Annotated in this window: 27 protein-coding genes and 1 pseudogene; 18 read left to right on the top strand and 10 right to left on the bottom strand. The window is 55.6% G+C overall.

Annotated features, from left to right (window positions below; all coding sequences use genetic code 11):
* The 9 genes from BUA65_RS07545 (at nucleotide 1) to BUA65_RS07505 (ending at nucleotide 6,907) form a co-directional block, all read left to right on the top strand.
* A complete protein-coding gene (locus BUA65_RS07545) occupies nucleotides 1–957 on the top strand; it encodes an Rpn family recombination-promoting nuclease/putative transposase (protein ID WP_072868563.1) in 957 nt (318 codons plus the stop codon).
* Between the two features lie 59 nt (nucleotides 958–1,016).
* A complete protein-coding gene (locus tag BUA65_RS07540; protein WP_084062155.1) occupies nucleotides 1,017–2,090 on the top strand; it encodes a mannose-1-phosphate guanylyltransferase in 1,074 nt (357 codons plus the stop codon).
* Nucleotides 2,091–2,228: 138 nt separating this feature from the next.
* Nucleotides 2,229–2,495: a type II toxin-antitoxin system Phd/YefM family antitoxin gene (locus BUA65_RS07535; RefSeq protein ID WP_072868562.1), complete on the top strand. Its 267-nt coding sequence runs from the start codon at nucleotides 2,229–2,231 to the stop codon at nucleotides 2,493–2,495.
* On the top strand, nucleotides 2,492–2,749 hold the full coding sequence (locus BUA65_RS07530) for a hypothetical protein (RefSeq protein ID WP_072868560.1): 258 nt from the start codon (nucleotides 2,492–2,494) through the stop codon (nucleotides 2,747–2,749). The genes BUA65_RS07535 and BUA65_RS07530 overlap by 4 nt, the downstream gene beginning before the upstream one ends.
* Entirely contained in the window at nucleotides 2,736–3,884 is a 1,149-nt protein-coding gene (locus BUA65_RS07525; protein ID WP_072868558.1) for a glycosyltransferase family 4 protein, read from the top strand. The genes BUA65_RS07530 and BUA65_RS07525 overlap by 14 nt, the downstream gene beginning before the upstream one ends.
* A 79-nt stretch (nucleotides 3,885–3,963) precedes the next feature.
* Entirely contained in the window at nucleotides 3,964–5,391 is a 1,428-nt protein-coding gene (locus BUA65_RS07520; protein WP_072868556.1) for a sugar transferase, read from the top strand.
* 128 nt (nucleotides 5,392–5,519) lie between these two features.
* The gene (locus BUA65_RS07515) at nucleotides 5,520–5,786 is read left to right on the top strand and encodes a type II toxin-antitoxin system Phd/YefM family antitoxin (RefSeq protein ID WP_072868554.1); all 267 of its coding nucleotides are present in this window, start codon (nucleotides 5,520–5,522) and stop codon (nucleotides 5,784–5,786) included.
* Nucleotides 5,783–6,220 (top strand): type II toxin-antitoxin system VapC family toxin, encoded by a 438-nt coding sequence (locus BUA65_RS07510; RefSeq protein WP_072868552.1) that lies wholly within the window; start codon nucleotides 5,783–5,785, stop codon nucleotides 6,218–6,220. Before BUA65_RS07515 ends, BUA65_RS07510 begins: the two co-directional genes overlap by 4 nt.
* A 108-nt stretch (nucleotides 6,221–6,328) precedes the next feature.
* Complete coding sequence (locus tag BUA65_RS07505; protein ID WP_072868551.1) at nucleotides 6,329–6,907, top strand: Uma2 family endonuclease; 579 nt, start codon at nucleotides 6,329–6,331, stop codon at nucleotides 6,905–6,907.
* Between the two features lie 41 nt (nucleotides 6,908–6,948).
* Here BUA65_RS07505 and BUA65_RS07500 read toward each other — a convergent pair whose 3' ends face one another.
* A complete protein-coding gene (locus BUA65_RS07500) occupies nucleotides 6,949–7,308 on the bottom strand; it encodes a DUF5615 family PIN-like protein (RefSeq protein WP_072868549.1) in 360 nt (119 codons plus the stop codon).
* Nucleotides 7,305–7,538, bottom strand: a complete 234-nt coding sequence (locus BUA65_RS07495; RefSeq protein ID WP_084062154.1) for a DUF433 domain-containing protein — start codon at nucleotides 7,536–7,538, stop codon at nucleotides 7,305–7,307. The genes BUA65_RS07500 and BUA65_RS07495 overlap by 4 nt, the downstream gene beginning before the upstream one ends.
* 229 nt (nucleotides 7,539–7,767) lie before the next feature.
* Between BUA65_RS07495 and BUA65_RS07490 the strand changes: the two genes are divergently transcribed.
* A complete protein-coding gene (locus tag BUA65_RS07490) occupies nucleotides 7,768–7,947 on the top strand; it encodes a hypothetical protein (RefSeq protein ID WP_131821475.1) in 180 nt (59 codons plus the stop codon).
* Nucleotides 7,948–8,183: 236 nt separating this feature from the next.
* Here BUA65_RS07490 and tnpC read toward each other — a convergent pair whose 3' ends face one another.
* The 5 genes from tnpC to BUA65_RS07465 form a co-directional block, all read right to left on the bottom strand.
* Nucleotides 8,184–9,755: an IS66 family transposase gene (gene tnpC, locus BUA65_RS07485; protein WP_072868669.1), complete on the bottom strand. Its 1,572-nt coding sequence runs from the start codon at nucleotides 9,753–9,755 to the stop codon at nucleotides 8,184–8,186.
* Between the two features lie 111 nt (nucleotides 9,756–9,866).
* Entirely contained in the window at nucleotides 9,867–10,223 is a 357-nt protein-coding gene (gene tnpB / locus BUA65_RS07480) for an IS66 family insertion sequence element accessory protein TnpB (protein ID WP_072868544.1), read from the bottom strand.
* The gene (gene tnpA / locus BUA65_RS07475) at nucleotides 10,217–10,543 is read right to left on the bottom strand and encodes an IS66 family insertion sequence element accessory protein TnpA (RefSeq protein ID WP_072868542.1); all 327 of its coding nucleotides are present in this window, start codon (nucleotides 10,541–10,543) and stop codon (nucleotides 10,217–10,219) included. The genes tnpB and tnpA overlap by 7 nt, the downstream gene beginning before the upstream one ends.
* Before the next feature lie 89 nt (nucleotides 10,544–10,632).
* A complete protein-coding gene (locus BUA65_RS07470; protein ID WP_072868540.1) occupies nucleotides 10,633–11,187 on the bottom strand; it encodes a PIN domain-containing protein in 555 nt (184 codons plus the stop codon).
* Nucleotides 11,156–12,235: a helix-turn-helix domain-containing protein gene (locus BUA65_RS07465; protein ID WP_278246269.1), complete on the bottom strand. Its 1,080-nt coding sequence runs from the start codon at nucleotides 12,233–12,235 to the stop codon at nucleotides 11,156–11,158. Before BUA65_RS07465 ends, BUA65_RS07470 begins: the two co-directional genes overlap by 32 nt.
* Between BUA65_RS07465 and BUA65_RS19105 the strand changes: the two are divergent.
* The 8 genes and pseudogenes from BUA65_RS19105 to BUA65_RS07425 all read left to right on the top strand — a co-directional run.
* Nucleotides 12,195–12,533, top strand: a pseudogene (locus tag BUA65_RS19105) (hypothetical protein); the annotation flags it as partial. The gene BUA65_RS07465 and the pseudogene BUA65_RS19105 sit on opposite strands and share 41 nt — an antisense overlap.
* Nucleotides 12,534–12,574: 41 nt before the next feature.
* Complete coding sequence (locus tag BUA65_RS07455) at nucleotides 12,575–12,754, top strand: hypothetical protein (protein WP_072868536.1); 180 nt, start codon at nucleotides 12,575–12,577, stop codon at nucleotides 12,752–12,754.
* Between the two features lie 194 nt (nucleotides 12,755–12,948).
* Nucleotides 12,949–13,188 carry a YlcI/YnfO family protein gene (locus BUA65_RS07450; RefSeq protein ID WP_072868534.1) on the top strand — a complete coding sequence of 80 codons (240 nt, stop codon included), beginning with the start codon at nucleotides 12,949–12,951 and terminating at the stop codon, nucleotides 13,186–13,188.
* A 27-nt stretch (nucleotides 13,189–13,215) separates the two neighbouring features.
* The gene (locus BUA65_RS07445) at nucleotides 13,216–13,533 is read left to right on the top strand and encodes a Uma2 family endonuclease (RefSeq protein ID WP_278246270.1); all 318 of its coding nucleotides are present in this window, start codon (nucleotides 13,216–13,218) and stop codon (nucleotides 13,531–13,533) included.
* A gap of 123 nt (nucleotides 13,534–13,656) precedes the next feature.
* Nucleotides 13,657–14,001, top strand: coding sequence for an AbrB/MazE/SpoVT family DNA-binding domain-containing protein (locus BUA65_RS07440; RefSeq protein WP_072868532.1), 345 nt, complete (start codon nucleotides 13,657–13,659; stop codon nucleotides 13,999–14,001).
* Nucleotides 14,002–14,312: 311 nt separating this feature from the next.
* On the top strand, nucleotides 14,313–15,497 hold the full coding sequence (locus BUA65_RS07435; RefSeq protein WP_072868530.1) for an outer membrane protein assembly factor BamB family protein: 1,185 nt from the start codon (nucleotides 14,313–14,315) through the stop codon (nucleotides 15,495–15,497).
* Nucleotides 15,498–15,680: 183 nt separating this feature from the next.
* Nucleotides 15,681–17,345: an S-layer homology domain-containing protein gene (locus BUA65_RS07430; protein ID WP_072868528.1), complete on the top strand. Its 1,665-nt coding sequence runs from the start codon at nucleotides 15,681–15,683 to the stop codon at nucleotides 17,343–17,345.
* Nucleotides 17,346–17,602: 257 nt separating this feature from the next.
* Nucleotides 17,603–19,486 carry a tetratricopeptide repeat protein gene (locus BUA65_RS07425; RefSeq protein ID WP_072868527.1) on the top strand — a complete coding sequence of 628 codons (1,884 nt, stop codon included), beginning with the start codon at nucleotides 17,603–17,605 and terminating at the stop codon, nucleotides 19,484–19,486.
* A gap of 36 nt (nucleotides 19,487–19,522) precedes the next feature.
* On the opposite strand, the gene hepT is transcribed toward BUA65_RS07425, so the two are convergent.
* From hepT to BUA65_RS19100, 3 genes are all read right to left on the bottom strand, one after another.
* A complete protein-coding gene (gene hepT, locus BUA65_RS07420; RefSeq protein ID WP_072868525.1) occupies nucleotides 19,523–19,945 on the bottom strand; it encodes a type VII toxin-antitoxin system HepT family RNase toxin in 423 nt (140 codons plus the stop codon).
* On the bottom strand, nucleotides 19,939–20,385 hold the full coding sequence (mntA, locus tag BUA65_RS07415) for a type VII toxin-antitoxin system MntA family adenylyltransferase antitoxin (protein ID WP_084062148.1): 447 nt from the start codon (nucleotides 20,383–20,385) through the stop codon (nucleotides 19,939–19,941). The genes hepT and mntA overlap by 7 nt, the downstream gene beginning before the upstream one ends.
* A gap of 95 nt (nucleotides 20,386–20,480) precedes the next feature.
* Nucleotides 20,481–20,732, bottom strand: a complete 252-nt coding sequence (locus BUA65_RS19100) for a hypothetical protein (protein ID WP_341349610.1) — start codon at nucleotides 20,730–20,732, stop codon at nucleotides 20,481–20,483.
* Between the last annotated feature and the right edge of the window lie 15 nt (nucleotides 20,733–20,747).

Below are 20,747 nucleotides of genomic sequence, written 5' to 3'. Positions count from 1 at the left end.
ATGACTGAAAATCAGATCGACCATGACCGCCTGTTTAAAGAATTGCTGGAAACATTTTTTGCCGAATTCATGGAGTTGTTCTTTCCGGAAGCCGCCCGATCCATAGACCTGACCCAGATCAGGTTTCTCCAGCAGGAAATCTTCACCGATGTTACAGCCGGTGACAGGCACAAAGTGGACATTCTGGTGGAAACCAGGCTCAAGGGCCAGCCCGGTTTGATTCTGGTACACATTGAACCGCAATCGTATGTGCAAAAGAATTTTAACGAGCGGATGTTTGTTTACTTCAGCCGGTTATACGAGAAGTACCGGCGGAAAATATTACCGGTGGCCGTGTTCGGCTACGACCGGGTACGGGATGAACCGGACAGCTTCGGGATTGCCTTCCCCTTCCTTGATGTCCTGAATTTCCGGTTTTACAAGCTGGAGCTGAAAAAACTTGACTGGCGGGAGTACATACTTAGCGATAATCCGGTAGCTGCGGCGTTGTTGAGCAAAATGGGCTTCAGGCCGGAAGAAAGGGTGCGCGTAAAGCTGGAGTTCCTGCGCATGCTGGCCCGGATGAAACTGGACCCGGCGCGGATGGAGCTGCTGGCTGTTTTTTTCGAAACCTACCTGAAGCTGAACCGCGAGGAAGAAGAACAACTTTACCGTGAATTGGGCAAAATGGACAAAAAGGAGGTTGACGCCATTATGCAGATAACCACCAGCTGGCATGAAAAAGGTCGTGCGGAAGGTCGTGCCGAAGGCCGTATGGAAGGGCGTATGGAGAAAGCGCGGGAAATCATTTGTAAATATCTGTCCCGTAAGTTTGGGGATAAGTCGGCCGGCTTGCAGCAAAAGGTCGAGCGGATGACCGATTTAGAAACGCTGGACTATATCCTGGAGCAGCTGTTCGCCGCCAGCACTCTGGAAGAAGCTCGGGTCATCATCAATAACGGCGTTAGAGAGCGATAAAGACCGGGGTAAGGACTGCACAAAGCGGTGTATGCCCCGCCGTACGGGGGGATGTGTTTTTGTTTTATGCCGTAATTATGGCCGGTGGGGCGGGGGAGCGCTTCTGGCCCCTTTCCCGGCGGGATAGACCCAAGCAGTTCCTCTCCCTGGTGGGGGAGCGCACCATGCTGCAGCTGACCTTTGACCGGCTGGCAGGGTTGGTACCGCCGGAGAACGTGCTGGTCGTCACCGGTGTCAATTATATCGAAACCGTGCGCCGGCAGTTGCCGGAGATTCCGCCGGAAAACATTGTGGCCGAACCGTGCGGCCGGGATACGGCGGCCGCCGTAGGGCTGGGAGCCCTCCATGTTTTGCGAAAGGATCCCCGGGGGGTAATGGCGGTGCTGCCGGCTGATCACTACATTGTCCATGTGCGGCGGTTTCAATCGGTGCTGCAGGCTGCAGTATCCCTGGCGGCCGGCGGCCAGTGGCTGGTAACCATGGGCATTACCCCCACCCGGCCGGACACGGGATACGGGTACATATGCCAGGGCGAGTTGCTCGAATACCATGAAGGCATACCAGTTTACCGGGTGGAAAGGTTTACGGAAAAGCCGGGGCCGGAAAAAGCCCGGCAGTTTCTGGCTTCAGGCCGCTACCTGTGGAACAGCGGGATGTTTATCTGGCGGGCTGATTTAATTTACCGGTTGATTGAGGAACACCTGCCGGCCCTGGCGGCCGGGCTGGCGGAAATTGGGCGGGCCATGGACCGCAGCTCTTGTCAGGAAGTCTTATCCCGGGTCTACCCGGACCTGCCGGGGGTTTCCATTGACTACGGGATTATGGAAAAGGCCCCCAACGTGCTGGTCCTGCCGGGTGACTTTGGCTGGGACGACGTGGGTTCCTGGCCGGCCCTGGAGCGGTGCCGGGAGACGGAAGAAAACGGCAACGTGATCGAGGCGCGGGGGGTTTTTCTGGAAACCCGCAACAGCATCATCCACGCCCCCGGCAGGCTGGTGGCCACCCTGGGGGTGGAGAACCTGGTAGTGGTGGACGACGGGGAGTGCCTGCTGGTGTGCCGTAAAGACCGCGCCCAGGAGCTGAAGCGTCTCACCGCCGCCCTTAAGGAAGCAGGTCTCGAAGATGCTTTATAGGGAGGTCCCTGCCTTTGATTATGGGAAAAAACAAATTTCCACAGTATTCGGATGGTAAGGCTTTAGCTTCAGGTGAAAACTGATTGTATTTGCTATGTGCCTCCTGCGTGCTATAATGTGGCTGCCGGAGGTGATTCCATGAAGGCGGGTATCAGGGAAGTCAAGAACCGCTTCAGCGAATACCTGAGGCAGGTTAAGCAGGGCGAAATACTTGTCATCACCGAGCGTAACGTCCCCGTTACCAGGCTGGTGCCGGTTCAGGAAAAAGGGCAGCTTCCCGTTTTAACCCTGGTGGATGAGAAATTGGCTTCCTGGCAGGGGGGTAAGCCACGCGGTGCGGCAGTGCCGCCGGCGGTTCCCGGCACTGCCTCGATCGCAGCGCTGGTCGTGGAGGACCGCCGGTGATCTGTTACCTGGACACCAGTACGCTGTGGAGCTTGAGGTGGTTCCGGAAAACAGGCCTTAATCCGCACCGCATTAAGCGAGGGGATGAGATCGATGTGGACGCGGACGTCCCCGTGTACCACGCCACGGCCGAAACCCGCATACCCTACCCGGACGGGGAGATGTTCGCCGCAGTGTCCCGCGTGACGGAGCACTTCCGGAACACCCACCCAGTGATTGACGTTGTCGGGGTATGGTATCATGGAAAAAGTTAGGCTCCTCCAGCTAATTACCCTTTCCGAACTGGGCGGCGCCCAGAAGGTGCTCTACCACCTGGTGGCCGGATTGAACCGGGAGCGCTTTGAGATTACGGTGGCCTGTGCGCCGGGCGGGGAGCTGGTGCACTGGCTTTCCGGGCACGAGGGCGTGAGGATCGTGGAGGTGCCGTATCTCTGCCGGGAGGTGTCGCCTCTAAGGGACCTGTCCGCCTTTTGCTTTTTGCACCGCCTTATGCGCCGGGAACGCTTTCACATCGTGCACTGCCACAGCTCCAAGGCAGGTATCCTGGGGCGCCTGGCGGCCTGCCTGGCCGGGGTACCGGGCATCGTCTTCACCGTTCACGGCTGGGGAATAAACGATTACCAGTCCCGGGCGGCCCGGCTATTATTTGTGCTGGCTGAAAGACTGGCCGGGCGGGCGAGCAGCCGGGTGGTGTGCGTTTCGCAGGCCGATTTACAAAAGGGCCTTGAGCTGGGGCTGGCTCCGCCTTCCCGGCTGGCGGTTATTCACAACGGCCTGCCGGAACCCCCATTCAAGCCGGGTGCCCTGCGCCGGGAGCTGGGCCTGGACGAGGACGCCCTGCTGGTGGGTATGGTGTGCCGGCTGCGTGCGCCAAAGGATCCCCTGTTCTTCCTGCAAACGGCCCGGGCACTGCTTTCCACGGGGAAATGGTCGAACCGCCTTTATTTTGTGCTCATTGGCGACGGCCCTTTAATGGCCGGTTGCCGGGAGTTTGTGGCGCGCCACGGCCTGGCGGGAAAAGTTTTCCTCCCTGGCGGCCGCGAAGATGCCCCGTCCCTTCTGGGCGATCTCGATGTTTTCGTCCTCTTCTCCCTCTGGGAAGGCCTGCCCCTCACCATTATCGAGGCCATGTACGCGGCAAAGCCGGTGGTGGCCGCGGCGGTGGGCGGGGTGGGGGAACTGGTCGTCCCCGGGGAGACGGGGTTCCTGGTCCCGCCCCGGGACCCGGTGGGGGCGGCAAAGGCCCTGGAGGCGCTCCTGGAAGATGCGCGGCTCCGCCGGGAGATGGGGGAAAAGGCCGGGCGGCTGGCCCGGGAAAGGTTTTCGGTGGAACGGATGGTAAAAAACTATACGGCACTGTACGAGGAAATTCTCCCGGCACCCTGTTGAAGGAAAATTGCTCCAACCGTCGAAGTAAGTGAATTAAGTAAAAAGCAGAACCCCAATACATTTACTGGAAGTTTCACCTATGAAAAAATTCCTGCGTCTTTTAAAACCACTTTTTCCCTGGCTTCTGGCACTCGGGGACGCCCTGGGGGTCCTGGGCGGCTATTACCTGGCCTTTATCCTGCGCTTTGCCGGCGTGCTGCCGCCCGAAAACTGGCAGGCCTTTCTGCAGGCGCTTCCGGGCATCGGGGCAGTTACGTGGGGGATCTTCGGTACCCTGGGGCTGTACCAGAGGAGTTACAACGGCTTCATGCCCGTGCTGCGTGCGGCTTTAACCGGCGTGGCGGGCGTGGCTGTGGCCGCCATGGCCCTCACCTTCTGGCTGCGGGGTTTTGCCTTTCCCCGCAGCGTTTTGCTGCTGGCGCCGCCCATCCAGGCGGGGCTGATCTGCCTGTGGCGCTGCTTCTTCTGGCATCTCGAACACCGGATCTACGGCCGGCGGGAGTTGCTGGTGGTGGGGCCGCCGGAGGAGGCCGCAGAAATCCTGGGCAAGGTGCTGGAGCTGCCCCGGGGGTGGTTCAGGGTACGCCGGGTGCTGGCGCCGGGGGAACTGGGAGAATTAAAGAAATGGCTGCCCGCGGTGGATGCCGTGCTGGTGGTGCCCTCCCTTTCCCGGGAGGACAAGGCCGGAGTGGTCGGTGCCTGCCTCAAGGCCCGCCGGGAGGTCTTCCTGGTGCCGGATTTGTACGACATTTTGCTGATCCGGGCCAGCCTGACCCAGCTGGACGACCTGCCGGTGGTGGAGGTGCAGGACATCCGCCTCACCTGGCCGCAGCGGGTGACCAAGCGCGCGATGGATGTGGTGGTGGCAGGTTTGGGTTTGATTCTGGCCGCTCCAGTAATGGCTCTTTGTGCCCTGGCCATAGCCGTCACTTCTCCCGGCCCCGTCTTTTACACCCAGGAGCGAACGGGTTTCCGGGGCAAAACCTTCCGGGTCTATAAGTTTCGTACCATGATCCAGGATGCGGAAAAACAGACCGGGCCGGTACTGGCAGGAGAGAAAGACCCCCGTATCACGCCGGTGGGCCGCATCTTGAGGGCCACCAGATTGGACGAGTTGCCACAGCTTTTCAATGTGCTCAAGGGGGATATGAGCCTGGTAGGTCCCCGGCCCGAACGCCCTTTTTTCGTTAAACAGTTCGCGAGCGAAATACCCGATTATCACTACCGCCACCTGGTAAAGCCCGGGCTTACCGGCCTGGCCCAGGTCAACGGCAAGTATACCACTTCCGCGGCGGACAAGCTCCGCTATGATCTCTACTACATCCGGAACTATTCCCTGCTTTTGGATCTAAAAATCCTGCTGCAGACCATCCCTGTCATCCTGGGGGGTGAGGCGGCCCGGGGACAAAGCGAGGCGGACCCGGAAAAACGCGCAGCGATCCATGCCCTGGTGAACGGTCAGCAGGAAGCAACACCGGGGAACCGGGGGCAGCAATCTGCCTGGTAACATCGATCTGGACTGCGATGAAGAAGACCAGTATTCGGATAGTAAGGCTTTAGCTTCAGGTGGAAACTCAGCTTGTATTTGCTATGTAGCCTCCTGCGTGCTATAATGTGGCTACCGGAGGTGATTTCATGAAGGCGGGTATCAGGGAAGTCAAGAACCGCTTCAGCGAATACCTGAGGCGGGTTAAGCAGGGCGAAATAATTGTCATCACCGAGCGTAACGTCCCCGTTGCCAGGCTGGTGCCGGTTCAGGAAAAAGGGCAGCTTCCCGTTTTAACCCTGGTGGAGGAGAAACTGGCTTCCTGGCAGGGGGGTAAGCCACGCGGTGCGGCAGTGCCGCCGGCGGTTCTCGGCACTGCCTCGATCGCAACGCTGGTCGTGGAGGATCGCCGGTGATCTGTTACCTGGACACCAGCGCACTGGTGAAGCTCTATGTGCACGAACAGGGCTCGGAGACTGTACGTAAACTGGTGGACGCAGCTTCGGTGGTAGCTACCAGCAAGGTGGCTTACCCGGAAGCGCGGGCAGCCTTTGCCCGGGGTTTCCGTGAGGGTCTGCTGGGGGAAAAGGATTACCGCCTGGTTGTGGCGGCCCTGCAGCACGATTGGCCAAGGTATCTCGCCCTGGAAGTATCGGATTCCCTTGCCTGGCTTGCCGGAGAAATGGCCGAGAAACACCGCCTGAGGGGTTTTGACGCCATACATCTTACTGCTGCGATAACCCTGAAGACACAGGTTAAAAGCCGGGTCATAGCAGCCTGCTGGGACGTGAGGTTATGGGAAGCCCTGTGCGCTGTGGAGCTTGAGGTGGTGCCTGAAAACAAGCCATAATCCGCACCGCATTTTAAGCGAGGGGATGAGATCGAGGTGGTGTTACAATAATGCCGCGAAAGAGCCAGTCAGGGCCTTTTCCCGCAAGCATACAGGGGGGTGAAATCGATGAAGGCAGCACTTGCAGAGATCGCCGCTGCCGGCGAAAAAAAATACACCTACGCTGATTATTGTAAGCTCCCCGAGGGGGCACCCTACCAGCTCATTGGAGGTGAATTAGTCGTGACGCCTGCACCGGGAACTTACCACCAGGCTGTTTTGTTTAACCTGGGATTGGAAATGGGAAATTTTGTACGGCAGGAAAACCTGGGAAGAGTGCTCTTCGCCCCAGTTGACGTCTACCTCGGCGAAACCGAAACCTACCAGCCGGATATCATCTTTATCGCCCGGGAGAGAATGAATATCATCGAACCGCAGCGGATAAACGGCGCTCCCGACCTGGTGGTGGAAATTCTCTCCCCGGCCACCGCCTATTACGATCTGCGGAAAAAATTCAAGGTTTACGAGCGGTGCGGCGTCAAGGAATACTGGATCGTGGACCCGGAAGAGAAATCGGTACAGGTTTTTCTGCTCAAGGAGGACAGGTTCGCCCCCGACCAGGAGGCAGAGCGAACAGGCGAAATTTCATCCCGTGTCCTTTCCGGGTTCACCGTTCGTTTGGAAAGCATCTTCGAAGTTAAATGTTAAATGTGAGGGGATAGTGCTTTATGTATGAAAGAAAGAATCTCCTATCGCCCGGTTTCCTTTAGCCAAACACTCTGCACATTATCACGCATAACAACTATGCGTCCCGGCCATTCATCTTCCCGGAACTGATTAATAGCCCTGAGCACGCGCTCATGAATTTTCTTACGATTTGGCTGACGAAGCCGAACGATTATGATGCCATAATGCCGTTCGCTGCGCTTGTTCACAAACCCTTTATCTGTAGTAATAAGCAGGCATTTCAGGCGCAGAACAATTTTCCAAAGATCTCGATCGGCAATTCCTTCTTTTGGCGTTCCCCGGTGATCAAAAACTTCGTGACCCAGTTCCCGCAGGACTTGAACTGTTCGCGATGGGATATTTTCATCCACATAAATTTTCATGATTGCGACATAACCTCAATCGGGGTGATCTGTTCTTCAGCGAGTAAAGCCGCATATTCGAGGCAGGCCAGAATATCCTCCCTTTGCAGGGTTGGATATTCCGCCAGCAATTCTTCAATGGTATCTCCATTCGCCATCATAGCGATAATTTGATGCACAGGAATACGGGTTCCTTTTATGCAGGCCTGACCGTGACAAACAGCCGGGTCAATTGAAATACGCTCAATCATTTCCAACACCTCCTGCTCAACTAAGCCTCAAACAACTCTTCCCGGTTCCCCTGGAGGATACTGGCGATCATCTACAGTTATTTTTACATGCATTATAAGGCAAAAAAACCTGTAAATCAATATCCCGTCTGGAATCGTCCTCAAACCGTACGATGTCGTCTTCCGCCAGTTACCTGCCTGTTTGGCAAGAGACAACTGCACCTCGAAATGTTGACATTTGGAAAAGGTAATGGCTAAAATCGTACCAACAGGTAAGATCTTGCTGCAGACCATCCCTGTCATCCTGGGGGGTAAAGCGGCCCGGGAACAAAGGGAGGTGGACCCGGAAAAGCGCGCAGCGATCCATGCCCTGGTGAACGGTCAGCAGGAAGCAGCACCGGGGAACCGGAGGCGGCAATCTGCCTGGTAATCATCTTGCTATCGGCGTTAAAGGAGATAAACTGCCTTAAGAAATATTAGTGGGGGGCTTCCCCATATTTGGCCCTGGACCATGACCATAAATGGGGATTATTCAGTGACCAATAATGCCCCTTTTTAGATTACCACCTACAGCTTTTCCGAGCCTGTACCCGCTGGACTTTCGGGTTTGCTTTTTCGTAAGCGTAAAATACCCCCCCTTGCATTCAAGGTGGGGGCTAAAACAAGCTAATTATTCATCCGGCATACAGGAGGCAAAGTTTCCGACCACGGCAGGAGTTGATCCAGGGCATCTTTGTCCTGGAGGTCCAGGTTGGGGAGTTTTTCGAAGAGGTGAATGAGGTACTGGAAGGGATTTAACCCGTTTTCTTTGGCTGTTTCTATGATGCTGTAGATAATGGCGCTGGCTTTGGCACCCCGCGGGGTGTTGGCAAACAACCAGTTCTTGCGGCCAATGACAAAGGGTTTGATCGACCGCTCACTCCGGTTGTTATCCAGTTCCAGGCGCCCATCCTGCAAAAAGGCAACCAGTTTATCCCACTGGCTCAGGCAATAGTTAACTGCCTGACCAAAGGAACTTTTGGGCAGTACCTGCGTTTTCTGTTTTTTTAGCCACGCCAAAAAGGCGTCCAGCACAGGCCGGCTGCGCACCTGGCGAATTTGATAGCGTTCTTCCGGTGTTGCCTCTTTCAACTCGCGCTCAATGGCAAAGAGCCGGTTGCAGAACTCCAGCCCCTCCCGGGCGGCTACTGCTTTATTGCGTTTATCTTCCGGCAGGGCCTTTAACGCTTCATCAAACTTGCGCCGGGCATGGGCCCAGCAGCCCACCAGGGTGACATCCGGCAGTTCGTTGTAGCCGGCGTAGCCGTCAACGTGCAGGTAGCCTTTAAAACCTGCCAGGAACCGGCGGGGGTGCTTGCTGGCCCGGGTGGTCTGGTAGTCGCAAAGGATGATTGATGGTCCGTCCCGCCCGGTACGGTAAAGCCAGAGATATGATTTGGTAGCAGCTTCCCTCCCGGGTTCCTGGAGCACCTGTAAGGTCGTCTCGTCGGCATGGAGGATATCTCTTTTAAGCAGGTGTTCATGGAGGCGGTCATAAATATGGGTTAGCCAGGTGTTGGCTCCATGGAGCACCCAGTTGGCCATTGTCTGCCGGGAAAGGTCTATCCCCAAACCTTTAAACTGCTGCTCCTGGCGGTAGAGGGGCAGGCCTGCCCCGTATTTCTGGGTCATGATGTAGGCCAGGAGGGAGGGAGATACCGGGCTGCCGGGAAGTATGGGTGCCGGAATAGGTGCCGTGATAACGGGAGTACTTATCTCTTCCCGCTCGCAGCGGCGGCAGGAATAGACGTAGCGCACATGTTTAACCACTTTCACCTGGGCCGGGATTACTTTTAGTTCCTGCCGTATTTCAGTGCTCATCTCATGCAAAGGACCACCGCAGCACGGGCAGACCCGTTCTTCTTCCGGCAGGCGGTGCTCTACTACTTCTACCGGCAGGTTTTCCAGGTTCATCTCCCGGCGACTGCGCCCTTTGCGGCGCTGGTAGGTGATGGTTTCCAAATCAGGTTCTACTGCCTCAGGCCGGGCTTCCACTTCCGCTTCGTTAAAAAGCGAGAGCTGCTCTTCTTCTAAAGAGTTGGTCCGTTCGCTGGAAACACCGAATTGCCGGCGTTTGCTCAAGCGAAGCTGCTCCATAAACCAATTCAGTTTAGCGGTCAGCTCGGCATTCTGTTGTTCCAGCCATCTGCACTGCTCTTCCAGCTGTAGACAGCGGCTTTGCAGCTCTTCTATATTCATGGCAGCGATAGATTGCGAAGTAGTGTTCATGAATAAAAGATTCGACGAAACCCGTCGAATCCCTCTAGAATCAACCACAAAGTGAAAATATTTCTTTCTGCTGCTTTATTTTTATATTACAGTGCGTGCTTTTACCTCGGGATGAGCTTTAGGCTGTTCTATCGATAGGCCGTCGAGCAGCCAGCGCAGTTCCCGGCGGCTAATGGTAATAGTTGAAGAAGTGCTTCTTTCCGGCCAGGGGAATTTGCCTTTCTCCAGCCGGCGGTAATAGAGCCAAAACCCATTGTGGTCCCAGTGGAGAATTTTAATTTTGTCCCGCTGCCGGTTACAGAAGACGAAAAGGCAGGAAGAGAAGGGGTTCAGCTCAAACCCTTCCTTGACCAACACCGCCAGGCCGTCAATGGACTTGCGCAGGTCGGTGGCACCGCAGGCGAGATAAACCCGGTCGATACTAAATTCATTTAGCATAACGCTACCAGCACCTTAACTACCTGAGAAAGCAAGGCTGGATCAAAGCCGGGTTTTACCTCGATGTTGGCCGGTCCTATTTTGACCAGTAAAGTATGGTCCTCTTCTATAAATGACTGGTTGCTTATTTCCACCGGCAGCCACCGGTTTGATTTTCCTGGGGTAACTCCGTTCCGGTCTTTAAACTTTCGCAGCCAGTACCATAACTGCCTGGGGCTGATGCCTTCATGTGCGGCGCACCATTCTCTGACGCTTTGCCCACTCATCTTGTATTCGGCTATTCGGGTTTCCCATAGTGCTTGCCGTTCGGCTTTGGTCATAAGAAAAAATCCTCCTCATCGAGCTTATTTTCTGAGAAAGATTATCCCTTAAACTTGGGTATTGCGCCAAGGTGGGTTGTGTTTGACGCTTACGCTTTTTCCCCGTGGGCTGTACAACATGAGTGTCCCTGTAAATTTTGACCGTAGCTTTTCGTCCAACGTTTTAGACATCTCTTACACTCATCAAGCGGCAACCTGCTGCCCTTTGTGATCATTTTTGCTAAGGCTTCTGCAGCTTCCCGCACAGAGATTATACGGTATTTCACGAGTTGTTCGAGCAGCCACAGCGTTCCGTGAACCGTTACACATTCTTTCCGTGCCGCTACTCGCAGGTTTTTGTCGCCGGTTAACAAGGTTAAACCTTCTGTTTTAGCTAAGGCCAGGGCAAAAAGATCAACGGTACCGGGCTTTCGGTGAGCGCTTCTGAGCCTCATCACTTCTTCAATTTGCGATCTTCCAAGTTCTACGCTCAGTAAGCCCATTTTGACAAGCTCCTTACCATTAGGTTTCTTCAGTTCTGCCACAATCACATCCGGGCTAACTAACCGAAAGGGGAGGTGGAATATCAATGGCAATAACTCGCCTGCATCAAGGTCTATCCAAATGTTCGCGTCAACTACCAAAGTCGGCGGGAAGTCCGTCATGTTTCTCAGCCACCTCCCGCCAGAATTCCGCGAACGGTTTGCCCAATAGTTCGGCGGCACGTGATTCCGAGATTAACTCTTCTGAAAGTGCCCGCATAATCAGCCTTTCAAAACGCTTGGGCTCTTCGACCGGCAAGGAGTCTCCAGGTTCTTTACGATACCAACCCTTGAGCCGAAACTGACGAAACAAGTTTCTGGCAGACGACTCAGACAAAACACCCAGATCCTTAGCCCGGTAGATCCAAGCTTGCATGCTCAACCCATACTTGTGCTTCAACAGGTGAAGTTCGTAAATACTGAGGGTGCGACGGTGTCCGCCCAACTCCCGGCGGACCGCTTCAGCAGGAGCCAGGAACGCACCAGCAAACCTGTGTGCCACTTTTTCCGGATCTACGCCATTTACTGGTTCTATGACTATATGTCCCAACTCATGAGCTAGGCTGAAGCGTTGGCGATCCCCGTACATACTGCGATTGATTACTATAACTGGTTCGTCCTCTTCAGTCACGAAAGTACAAGCGTCGAAGCTGTCGGGGCCTTCTACCAGTCCGACTTTAACGCCTTTTTCTTCAAGCAGTTCAGTAAGGTTTTCGATGGGATCGGAACCGATATCCCATAGAGTTCTCAATTCGTCCGCTTTCTTTTCGGCTTCATCCAGGGAACCAACCGGACCTTTTACGTTTTTTAGAAGCTCACAGGCTGGGGAGACATCGGGGCGATCGGGGAACAGATCTTCTACTTCTAAATATCGTTCGAGCCAGTCCTCTGCCTGGCTTAAAATACTTTTTTCCATTTTTGACGGCAGGGAAGATCGCTTACGCCAGGCCGGCGTGCGAAGTGACACCCTGCGCATGCGGAAAAAGTATTCTACTTTGACGTCCAATGCGATTGACAGTCGCAAAAGCACACCCGACGAGGGAATATCAAGTCCTCGCTCGTACTTGGAAATTGCCTGAGCGCTGACACCTACCTGTTTAGCTAACGCCCGCAAACTCAGGCCGACAGCCATGCGAGCCTGCTTAATGCGTTTTCCAATTATACCGAACACCTCCTTTGGTTTACATTATATTAACTTAAGTAGCTTTTGTAAACTGAATTTTATTGGTCCTATTACACGGTCGTTGCCGGTGGCAGCCACCCCGGCCTTTCCCCACCACCACCCCGACCCGGTAAAAACGGCCAACCTCCTCGATTTGCAAAAGAAAGTTCTTGAGGAGGAGGCGGATCTGGGCGTAGCCTACGACGGTGATGCCGACCGCCTGAGGGTGGTGGACGACCGGGGGAACGTGGTCTGGGGAGACAAGCTGATGATCCTCTTCTGGCGCGAAATTCTTCCCGTTTCCCCGGATGAAAAAAGCCATTACCGGGCAGCCCCAGGTGGGAGATTTTGAATGAGAATATTAGCCGGGAGATGCCGGCAAGCAGGCGGGATTTGCCCGGTGCCGCCGACAACCTGCTCTACACGGAGCGGGGCAAACTGGCGGCATTAATAAATATAAGGACTTCAGTTCCGGAGCAAAAATTCAAAGACTACCATATTGTGGTAGTTGTTGTTGCTTGGAAGTAGAGCGAAGAGTTGAACGGAGCGGGGTTGTTGTAAAGCGGTAGCGGGGAGATTCGGTAAATGAAAAGGCAAATTGCGGGATTAAAAACCGGGGTTGGGACGGCATAAGCGGCGCATGCCCCGCCATTAAGCAGGAGATTGTAAGGCCTCGTTCCTTATGTTGTACTTAATGTAATACAGGCAGGGGTGTGATGTAGATGACCACTGGAAATTCTAAAATCACAGCCGTAAGGTTGCCTTTGGGGATCGTCCAGAAAATTGACGCCCTGGTGGGTAAAGGGAATCGCTCCCGGTTTATAGCCGCGGCCATCGAAAAAAAGCTCAAACGCAAAGCGCGTCTTGCCCATATCGCAGGTGTGGAAGGTTTCATCGCCGACGATTTAGACACCCTGGCTTTTGTTAACCGCTTAAGGGCTGCGGACGAAAGGAGAAAATAATGGTTAACCGAAACCTACCAGCCGGACATCATCTTTATCGCCCGGGAAAGAATGAATATCATCGAACCGCAGCGGATAAACGGCGCTCCCGACCTGGTGGTGGAAATTCTCTCCCCGGTCACCGCCTATTACGACCTGCGGAAAAAATTCAAGGTTTACGAGCGGTGCGGCGTCAAGGAATACTGGATCGTGGACCCGGAAGAAAAATCGGTACAGGTTTTTCTGATCAAGGAGGGCCGGTTCGTCCTCGACCAGGAGGCAGAGCAAACAGGCGAAATCTCCTCCTGTGTCCTTTCCGGGTTTACCGTTCGTTTGGAAAGCATCTTCGAAAGTTGGCCAGGTTAAACCTTCCCTGTTACAGGGCAATTGTAAAGTGTTGATATTTGAAAAAGGAAAGGCTAAAATTGTACCAACAGGTACGTCTAAGTTGTACATAAAGTTGTACTTCGCGAGAAGGAGGGACAACCGATGAAGATAGCAAAAGCCCACGAAAAGTCCCCGGGTAAGCGGGCGTACCGGGAAGCAAAAAAGAGGCAGTGGGTTTTGAAGCTCAACCCTAAAGGGCAGGCAACCATCCCATTGGAAGTGCGCCGGATGCTCGGTGTCGAAGGCGTGTGCCGGGAGTTGAAGCTGGTTGCGCTGGAAGACGGGTTTCGTCTCCTGCCCCACAAACCGCCGCCTCCCATTCAGAAGTATATAGGTTGCTGCGCCGAGGAACTGGCGGACGTGAGCGACGCCGCGGCCTTCGTCCGGAAGTTGCGCGGCTGGGAACCCGAGCCGGGAGATAAGCGTAATATGTCCCGATTGCGGTAAGACGCTGGGGTTCCCCCGTCATATACTCCCGGACTTTCTGGTCGCCGCCCACGCCCTGCACCGGGCAGACCTGCTACTTACGGCGGATAAAGGAATCCCGCAAAGATACTTCCCCACGTTGAGAATCAGTGACCCGCTGGAACCAACCGGAGACTGAGATCAGAAGCGGACTCTCACCCCAGTATCCTGTGTTCGTGCCCTTAAAAAACGCCGGACTCCTGGAGACGCCGCTGGCCGCGGCGGAGCTTGCGGTATCCGGGTGGTGATTGGTAACGCTGGGGAAATGACTGAACCAGTAAAAGGTGGTCATCATGTGTGGAGTACCGAAGCAATTATTAGCCCGGCTTGTCCTTGGGCTGCTTATCTTTCATCTAATCGTTTCTTCTCCCGCCCGGGCCGCCCAGGAGCTGACCGTCTATTCCCCGGCCGAACAGAAGGGGAAACCGGCGCAGTTTATCTGGCAGTTGTCCGGGGTGGGCCGCCTTTCGGGGGACATAATGGTTGGTCCCAACGGCCTTTTATACCTCCCCGTGGGCAACAAACTGGCGGCGGTGGACACCCGGGGGCGGGTGGTCTGGGAGGGGGCCGGTCCGGCGGGGGGAAGGATGGGCCGGCCGGTTTTCGGTCCCGCCGGTTCTATTTTTTTACCCGGGAGTACCGTGGTGCAGGAAATAAAAATGAACGGGGCGGCGGGGTGGAGTTTCAGTGCCTTCCAGGGTTCCACGGCATCCGGGCCTGCCTGGTTGTCTTCAGGTCCGCGGGGTTACCTTTACCTGCCCCTGCCTGCGGCATTGTACGCCGTGGACACCATTGGCCGGTATAAATGGGCGTTGTTACACTGGGATGCCGGCGATCTGTACCGCGCCGTCCCCCTTAAAGACCGGGCAATTGACGGTTGTGCCGGCGACGAGCGGGCGGTATACGTGGTTTGCAGCCGCAGGCAGGCCGGATCGACCTTGCTGGCTGTGGACGGTGCCGGGAAAATCCTCTGGCGTTACTGGCTGGGAGAGATAAAGGAGGTCCACCTGGTTCCGGGGGGCGACGGCGTTCTCTATGCAACGGTTAATCCGTCGAAACTCGACAAGTTGAATAAAGGGAAGGTATATGCTTTCCGGCCGGAGGACAGCGGCCGGCCCGCCTGGAGCCAGACCATACCCTTCGACGACCTGACCGCTCCGGTTCTTTCCCCGGATAAAACCCTTTATGTTACTGCCGGTGGACGCATTTATGCCCTGGATGCGCCAACCGGGCAGCAAAAATGGTATCAGCCGCTCTTGAATCTGGTTTCAGCCCCGGCGGTGGACGGCAGGCGGAACAGGATTTATGCCGGAACTTCCGACAAACGCCTGCTGGCGGTCGGCACCGGAGGGCGGTTGCTCTGGGAATTGGAGCTGGACGGGGCCGTCGACAGGCCGCCGCTTGTGGACCCGGACGGTTACCTGTACGTAGTCACCGGCAAGGGGAGTTTATACAAAATACTGGACGTTAAGCTATAGCGAAAGATACGCTCATGTAAGTCACCCGAAGGCACCGTCCCTCTGGCCTGTTGTTAACGATGGTGGCACACGTACCGGCGGGTTGGTGTTCTTGATATGAGGCGATGTTATCAGGAAGGCAGTTTCTCTTATATTTTTATATCCTGGATATATCCTGGAGGCAGCCAGGTTGGTGTTTCTGAAATGAGGCGATTTCACCTCCAGTTTGTCCTGCTGATGGCGGGAATTATTGCAGGGATTATGTTTATTTTGCCTCCCCGGGTGGCAGCGGGGGAGTCAGCCGGAACAGAATGGTTTAAGGATATACGGAACCACTGGGCCAGAAGCCACATCCTGCGCCTGGCCGCCCTGGATCTGGTCCGGGGTTATCCCGATGCCACCTACCGGCCCCAACGCCCCCTCACTCAGCTGGAGCTGGTAGCCCTGGTGATGCGGGTGGGCGATTTCGAAAAGGCCGCGGCAGAGGCGGCCCGCCGGGGAACCCAGAGGTACACCGTTGAGGCTGCCGGCACGCCTTCGCCTGCTGGAAGCCCTATCCCCCGGGTTCCCTGGGGCCAGGATTCCTTTACCCTGGCAGTAAAAAAGGAATTTTTGCCCCCGGAGTGGGTGGCATCCTTTAATTCGGAAAAACCGGTAACCCGGGCCGAAGTGGCCGCTTTACTGGCCCGGAGTTTTTACCTGGCCGTACCGGAAGAGGGAGACACTTCCGGCAGTGCCCCTTCCACCGGCGACTTTCCCGACATCGACCGCGCCCCCGCCCCTTACCGCCCCTACATCCGGGCCGTGGCTGCAGCCGGGATCATGTCCGGGTATTCCGACGGCACTTTTCGTCCCGCCCACATATTGAACCGCGCTGAAATGGCGGTCATTCTTTCCAGCCTGCTGGATCGCAACTGGGTTAAAGTGCCGGCGGGCCGTAGGCTGGAGGGTTGGGTTTCCAATGTGCGTATGGACCCGAAAGGCCTGGAACTGGAGCTCACCTCCCTGGTCGGGGTGCAAAAGTTGCGGGTAAGTCCAGATTGTCACTGCTTTGCCAATGCCAGGGAATGCACGTTGCTCCAGGCCGGCAACCACCGGGTGGAAGTCATCCTGGACGGTCGCCGGCAGGTCCGTTGGGTCAACCTGCTGGAGGAACGGAAGATAGCAGGTAATACAGAGAAAGTAACCGGTTCGGTGAAATCCGTAGTCCTGGGTGAAGATAACCTGCTGGTATTGAACGATTTGAACTGCGAGGATCGTATTCTCTCTTTGGCCTGGGATGCGGTGCTGGTGGGGAAAAGGGCCAAACAGGATTTCCGCTCCCTCAAGCCGGGCGACTTTGTGGAAGTGGAGCTTGACGGCGGCCGGGTAAAGCGGGTTACCCTGCTCGAGGTGAAAAAAATCTCGGGTACCGTAGGTACACTCACCAGCAAAACGCTGGGGCTGCTGGGCAGGTCCGGCCAGAAGGGCGGGCCGGATCGCTTCGATTACTGGGACCGGGCCAGAATAGTGGACAAGGAAGACCGGCGCGCCGGGGGCGTTGTACGGGGAGACCGGGTGGAAATTACCTACCTCGATCCTATCCCTGGGGAAATCCAGGACGAACGGGTGCTTCAAATTAAGATAACCTCCCGTCCCGGCCTGAAAAAACAAACGGGCAAACTGCAGGCCATCAAAACAACTGGAGGGACTTACCGCATTATCCTGGAAAAGGACAAGGAGTATGATGTGAACCCCGCGGTGAAGGTAACTGATCCCTTGGGCAACAGAATTGCCTTTTCCGACCTGGACCGGTACATCAAATCCCAGGTCGAGTTGTGGCTGGATGGAGCCGGCGTGGTCATGGAGGTCCGGACTGCAGGGGAATAGCACGCTTCGCACCTGTTAAATAGTATCCCTCTATCCCACCCTCACCAAAGAGATTGCTGCCGGCATGTGTTTATAAGCTTTACCCGCTACCCGGTACGCATTCACCGGTATCCTGCAGGGACCTCACCCCTGAGAAGTTAACGGAGACGCGCGTCAGCGCGGCTACGGCCGGATATAGCACCTCTGGCGGGGAGATGCCCTCAGCAGCTCCCACCTTACGAAAATATTTAGTTTTAAGGAGGCAATCCAACGGAATAATGAAGGTCAATAAAGCTGAGGAACTTGTTTCAAAAGGTAGAGAGTTCTTGGAGAAGGGCGACTTCCGGGCCGCGGAAAAAGCCTTTGCCGCAGCCCTGGAAGAAGACGACGCTGTTCCCACACGCAACAACCTGGCGCTGGCCGTCTTTATGGCCGGGGAGCCCCGGCGCTCCCTTGAGATTCTGGAACCGTACCTGGACCCGGAAAAGGAAGATGCCGGGGCGAATCCCTTTACCTACGCCCTGGCCGCCAGGATTTACCGCTCCCTGGGCCAGGAGGTACAGGCCCGCCGGCGGCTGCAGCAGGCCGTGCGGAGCTTCGAGGAGGGATTGTCGGAACTGCGCCGAAGCCTGGGACAGGTCCCGTATGCATTCCGGGAGTATACGGTGACTATCATGCAGGCGGCCGCCGACCTGAGAGATCACCGGCAGGTGTTCGAACTTTACCGCCGCTGGGAATCTTACCATGTTTCCTGGGAAAACAAATTTCTGGCCGCGGTGGCCTGCTTCAACCTGGACCGCTACAAGCGGGCCGCAACCTTGTGGTCTTCCATAGCACAGGTGTCCAGGCTGTTTTCCGGCATGCAGCAGGTGGCCTTCCTGGTGGAGCGGGGCGTCATCCCGCCCTTTGAAATGGGCTACGAGCGCTATTCCCAGGAAAAAATGCAGGAGATGATTGAAGAGGCCGCGGCCAGCGAGGAAGCGCGCCGGCGGTACGCGCAGGACGGCTTTTTCCGTATGATGCTGCTTGCCTGGCTGCTGGAAGGGGATAACTCCAAAAACGCCGCCCAGGGAGTATATACCCTGGTGTATTACGGCGGCGAGTGGGGCGAAAAGCTGGGGCGGCAGGTGCTTGAATACCCCGGGTTTTCTCCCTCCCTGAAAATTGCGGCAGTGGACGCCCTCATGGCCAGGGGCATCCTGCGGGAAGGCGAGCCCGTTCCCATGTTTATCGACGGGGAGCGGCGGCTGGTGAAAATCAAAAAGACCCCCGTTTTGATGGAACCGGACCAGGAGCTGGACAAAATAGTGGACCGGGCGATTAAGTTGCGGGACGAAGGGAAAATAGACGGAGCTGTGGAGCTGCTGCAGGGTATCTACCGGGAAGGGAAGCTCTACCCCCGGGCGATGATGACCCTCGCCAACCTCCTGCGCCAGAGAGGCGAACTGGAGGAAGCGCTACATTTAATGGAAATGCTGGAGGAGATAGACCCGGACAACCCGGTTCTCCTGTTCAACCTTTCCTCGCTGATGCTGGAAATGGGAGAAATAGAGAAAGCCCGCGAATATTTTGACAGGATCGATGGTCCGGAATTTGAGAAAGAGTTCGCTGAAAAGTTAAAAATTCTGGAAAGGGAAATAGAGCGCTATGAAAATGTTGTTCTCTTGCCGGAAATGATTATGCATGCCTATGAGGAAGATGAGCGCCGGAAAATAGAGGAAAAACCGCTGTCTGTGGACGCCTCCCTTGCCCGGGGATTGAAAAACATGCCCGCCCACTGGCTGGAGGGTGCCTGCAGGCATTACGGTCTCGAGCCCGCGCGGCACCGTCGGCAGCGGGAAGAGCAGTTGCGGGAATTTCTCTCCCGCCGCGACAACCTGGAAAAGGAAGTGGGGGAACTGGAAGAGGAAGAAAGGGAACTTTTAAAATATCTTTTGCAGCGGGGCGGCTGGAGCCGGTTGAACGCCATCACCCGCAAATTCGGCTCTTTAGAAGGGGACGGTTTTTTCTGGCAGGAGCGGGAACCGGAATCTTTTCTGGGCTTCCTGTGGTCCCTGGGCCTGGTGATGGTGGGTAAAGCTACGCTGGAAGGGCGCCGCGTCAAGATTGCCACAATCCCCCTGGAACTGCGGCAACCCCTGAAGGAAATACTGGGCATATAACATTTACGCCACCGGAGGCAATTACGCCCACTCTTATTACTCCCTCAAAAACATGTCCCTGACCATGCCGGCAAACAGGCGTAAATCACCGAGATTGTTTCGTAAAATCCCATACAGGATTTCGGGATCAATTCTGGCGTAATCGTGAACGATAACGTTACGAAATTGCGCCATTTTTTTTAAATTCTCCAGCCTGGCGGGAGGAAGATATCCTGCTTCAGTAAGAACAACCATGATGTCTTTGTAGTCCTGGGGTTCGCGTAGCTGAGAGTCGGCAATAATATGGTTGCCGATATCCAGGCAGGCTTCAACAGCCAGGTGAAGGGTTCGCTCAATGTATCGCCTGATCATTTTGTTTTGTTTTAGTTCCTTTAAGCTGATGTGGGACTGTTCCTCCAGGTCGGTAATGTACTCCGTTAACAGTTTGCATTTTTCCCGTAACAATTCACGATCTACCATTTTTCATCCCCCAGTTTTTTTAACCGTATATCCAGGCGCCGCCGGTCGTACCATTGCATGTCCAGGTAGCGGCGGCGTGACCGCACTTCAAAAGCAACGCGGTAGGGCCTATCTTTGTCCACCAGAAGGAGCCCGTATTTGCGCACCTGATGTTGCAATCCGGGGGAAGCTGTTTCGAGATCGACCACCTGCACAGGGCGCTTGAGCTTTTCTTCCAGGGCAATCTCCATTTCCAGGCGCCGGTTAAAACGGGCAAATTTGTCCTCCATGGAAGGGGTGAACAGCACCGCTATATCTACGTCACTGTCCTGTTTGCCCCGGCCCCGGGCCAGGGAGCCAAACAGGTAGGCCGTTATCACATCTGCTTGCTGTTCCATATAGCTGGTAACCGTGCTTATAATGCTGTTGATACCCGGCATTTCTTTAAAGTCGGCACACAAAATTCACACATCCTTTGGAACTCTTATCGAGTAGGAGGGGGCGGCTAGCCCCCGTCCTCTCACACCACCGGACATGCGGGTCCGCATCCGGCGGTTCACCAAGCTTGACGAAGACTTTGATAGCGTTCGGTTAAGCTCATCAGGCCCTGGGACTGCCAGTAGGCGTTGCCCAGGGCTCTGTTCATTGGCCCGTGGGCCATCCGCCATGGCCCTCTGCGAGCGTTGGCGAATTCATGTACTACCCATTCAGGCAGTCCCAGTGCACGCAGCTCGCGGTATCTTGTCCGCACTCGCTTCCACTGCTTCCAGAGGCACATGCGCAGCCTCCTCCGCATCCAGCCTTCCAGGTTCTTGAAAATGCT

It is taken from the genome of Desulfofundulus thermosubterraneus DSM 16057, assembly GCF_900142025.1.
GTDB lineage: Bacteria > Bacillota > Desulfotomaculia > Desulfotomaculales > Desulfovirgulaceae > Desulfofundulus > Desulfofundulus thermosubterraneus.
Note: the sequence above shows the minus strand (reverse complement) of the source record. Positions and strands in the feature narration are given on the sequence as shown.

What these genes read in the sequence shown, in the direction of transcription:
- BUA65_RS07425 (WP_072868527.1), top strand. Translation starts at nt 17,603, where the DNA reads ATGAAGGTCAATAAAGCTGAGGAACTTGTTTCAAAAGGTAGAGAGTTC.
- BUA65_RS07535 (WP_072868562.1), top strand. Translation starts at nt 2,229, where the DNA reads ATGAAGGCGGGTATCAGGGAAGTCAAGAACCGCTTCAGCGAATACCTG.
- BUA65_RS07505 (WP_072868551.1), top strand. Translation starts at nt 6,329, where the DNA reads ATGAAGGCAGCACTTGCAGAGATCGCCGCTGCCGGCGAAAAAAAATAC.
- BUA65_RS07515 (WP_072868554.1), top strand. Translation starts at nt 5,520, where the DNA reads ATGAAGGCGGGTATCAGGGAAGTCAAGAACCGCTTCAGCGAATACCTG.
- BUA65_RS07495 (WP_084062154.1), bottom strand. Translation starts at nt 7,538, where the DNA reads ATGATTGAGCGTATTTCAATTGACCCGGCTGTTTGTCACGGTCAGGCC.
- BUA65_RS07450 (WP_072868534.1), top strand. Translation starts at nt 12,949, where the DNA reads ATGACCACTGGAAATTCTAAAATCACAGCCGTAAGGTTGCCTTTGGGG.
- BUA65_RS07470 (WP_072868540.1), bottom strand. Translation starts at nt 11,187, where the DNA reads ATGACGGACTTCCCGCCGACTTTGGTAGTTGACGCGAACATTTGGATA.
- BUA65_RS07490 (WP_131821475.1), top strand. Translation starts at nt 7,768, where the DNA reads ATGGCTAAAATCGTACCAACAGGTAAGATCTTGCTGCAGACCATCCCT.
- BUA65_RS07520 (WP_072868556.1), top strand. Translation starts at nt 3,964, where the DNA reads ATGAAAAAATTCCTGCGTCTTTTAAAACCACTTTTTCCCTGGCTTCTG.
- BUA65_RS07430 (WP_072868528.1), top strand. Translation starts at nt 15,681, where the DNA reads ATGAGGCGATTTCACCTCCAGTTTGTCCTGCTGATGGCGGGAATTATT.
- BUA65_RS07500 (WP_072868549.1), bottom strand. Translation starts at nt 7,308, where the DNA reads ATGAAAATTTATGTGGATGAAAATATCCCATCGCGAACAGTTCAAGTC.
- BUA65_RS07440 (WP_072868532.1), top strand. Translation starts at nt 13,657, where the DNA reads ATGAAGATAGCAAAAGCCCACGAAAAGTCCCCGGGTAAGCGGGCGTAC.
- tnpC (WP_072868669.1), bottom strand. Translation starts at nt 9,755, where the DNA reads ATGAATATAGAAGAGCTGCAAAGCCGCTGTCTACAGCTGGAAGAGCAG.
- BUA65_RS07435 (WP_072868530.1), top strand. Translation starts at nt 14,313, where the DNA reads ATGTGTGGAGTACCGAAGCAATTATTAGCCCGGCTTGTCCTTGGGCTG.
- tnpA (WP_072868542.1), bottom strand. Translation starts at nt 10,543, where the DNA reads ATGACCAAAGCCGAACGGCAAGCACTATGGGAAACCCGAATAGCCGAA.
- BUA65_RS07525 (WP_072868558.1), top strand. Translation starts at nt 2,736, where the DNA reads ATGGAAAAAGTTAGGCTCCTCCAGCTAATTACCCTTTCCGAACTGGGC.
- tnpB (WP_072868544.1), bottom strand. Translation starts at nt 10,223, where the DNA reads ATGCTAAATGAATTTAGTATCGACCGGGTTTATCTCGCCTGCGGTGCC.
- BUA65_RS07545 (WP_072868563.1), top strand. Translation starts at nt 1, where the DNA reads ATGACTGAAAATCAGATCGACCATGACCGCCTGTTTAAAGAATTGCTG.
- hepT (WP_072868525.1), bottom strand. Translation starts at nt 19,945, where the DNA reads ATGGTAGATCGTGAATTGTTACGGGAAAAATGCAAACTGTTAACGGAG.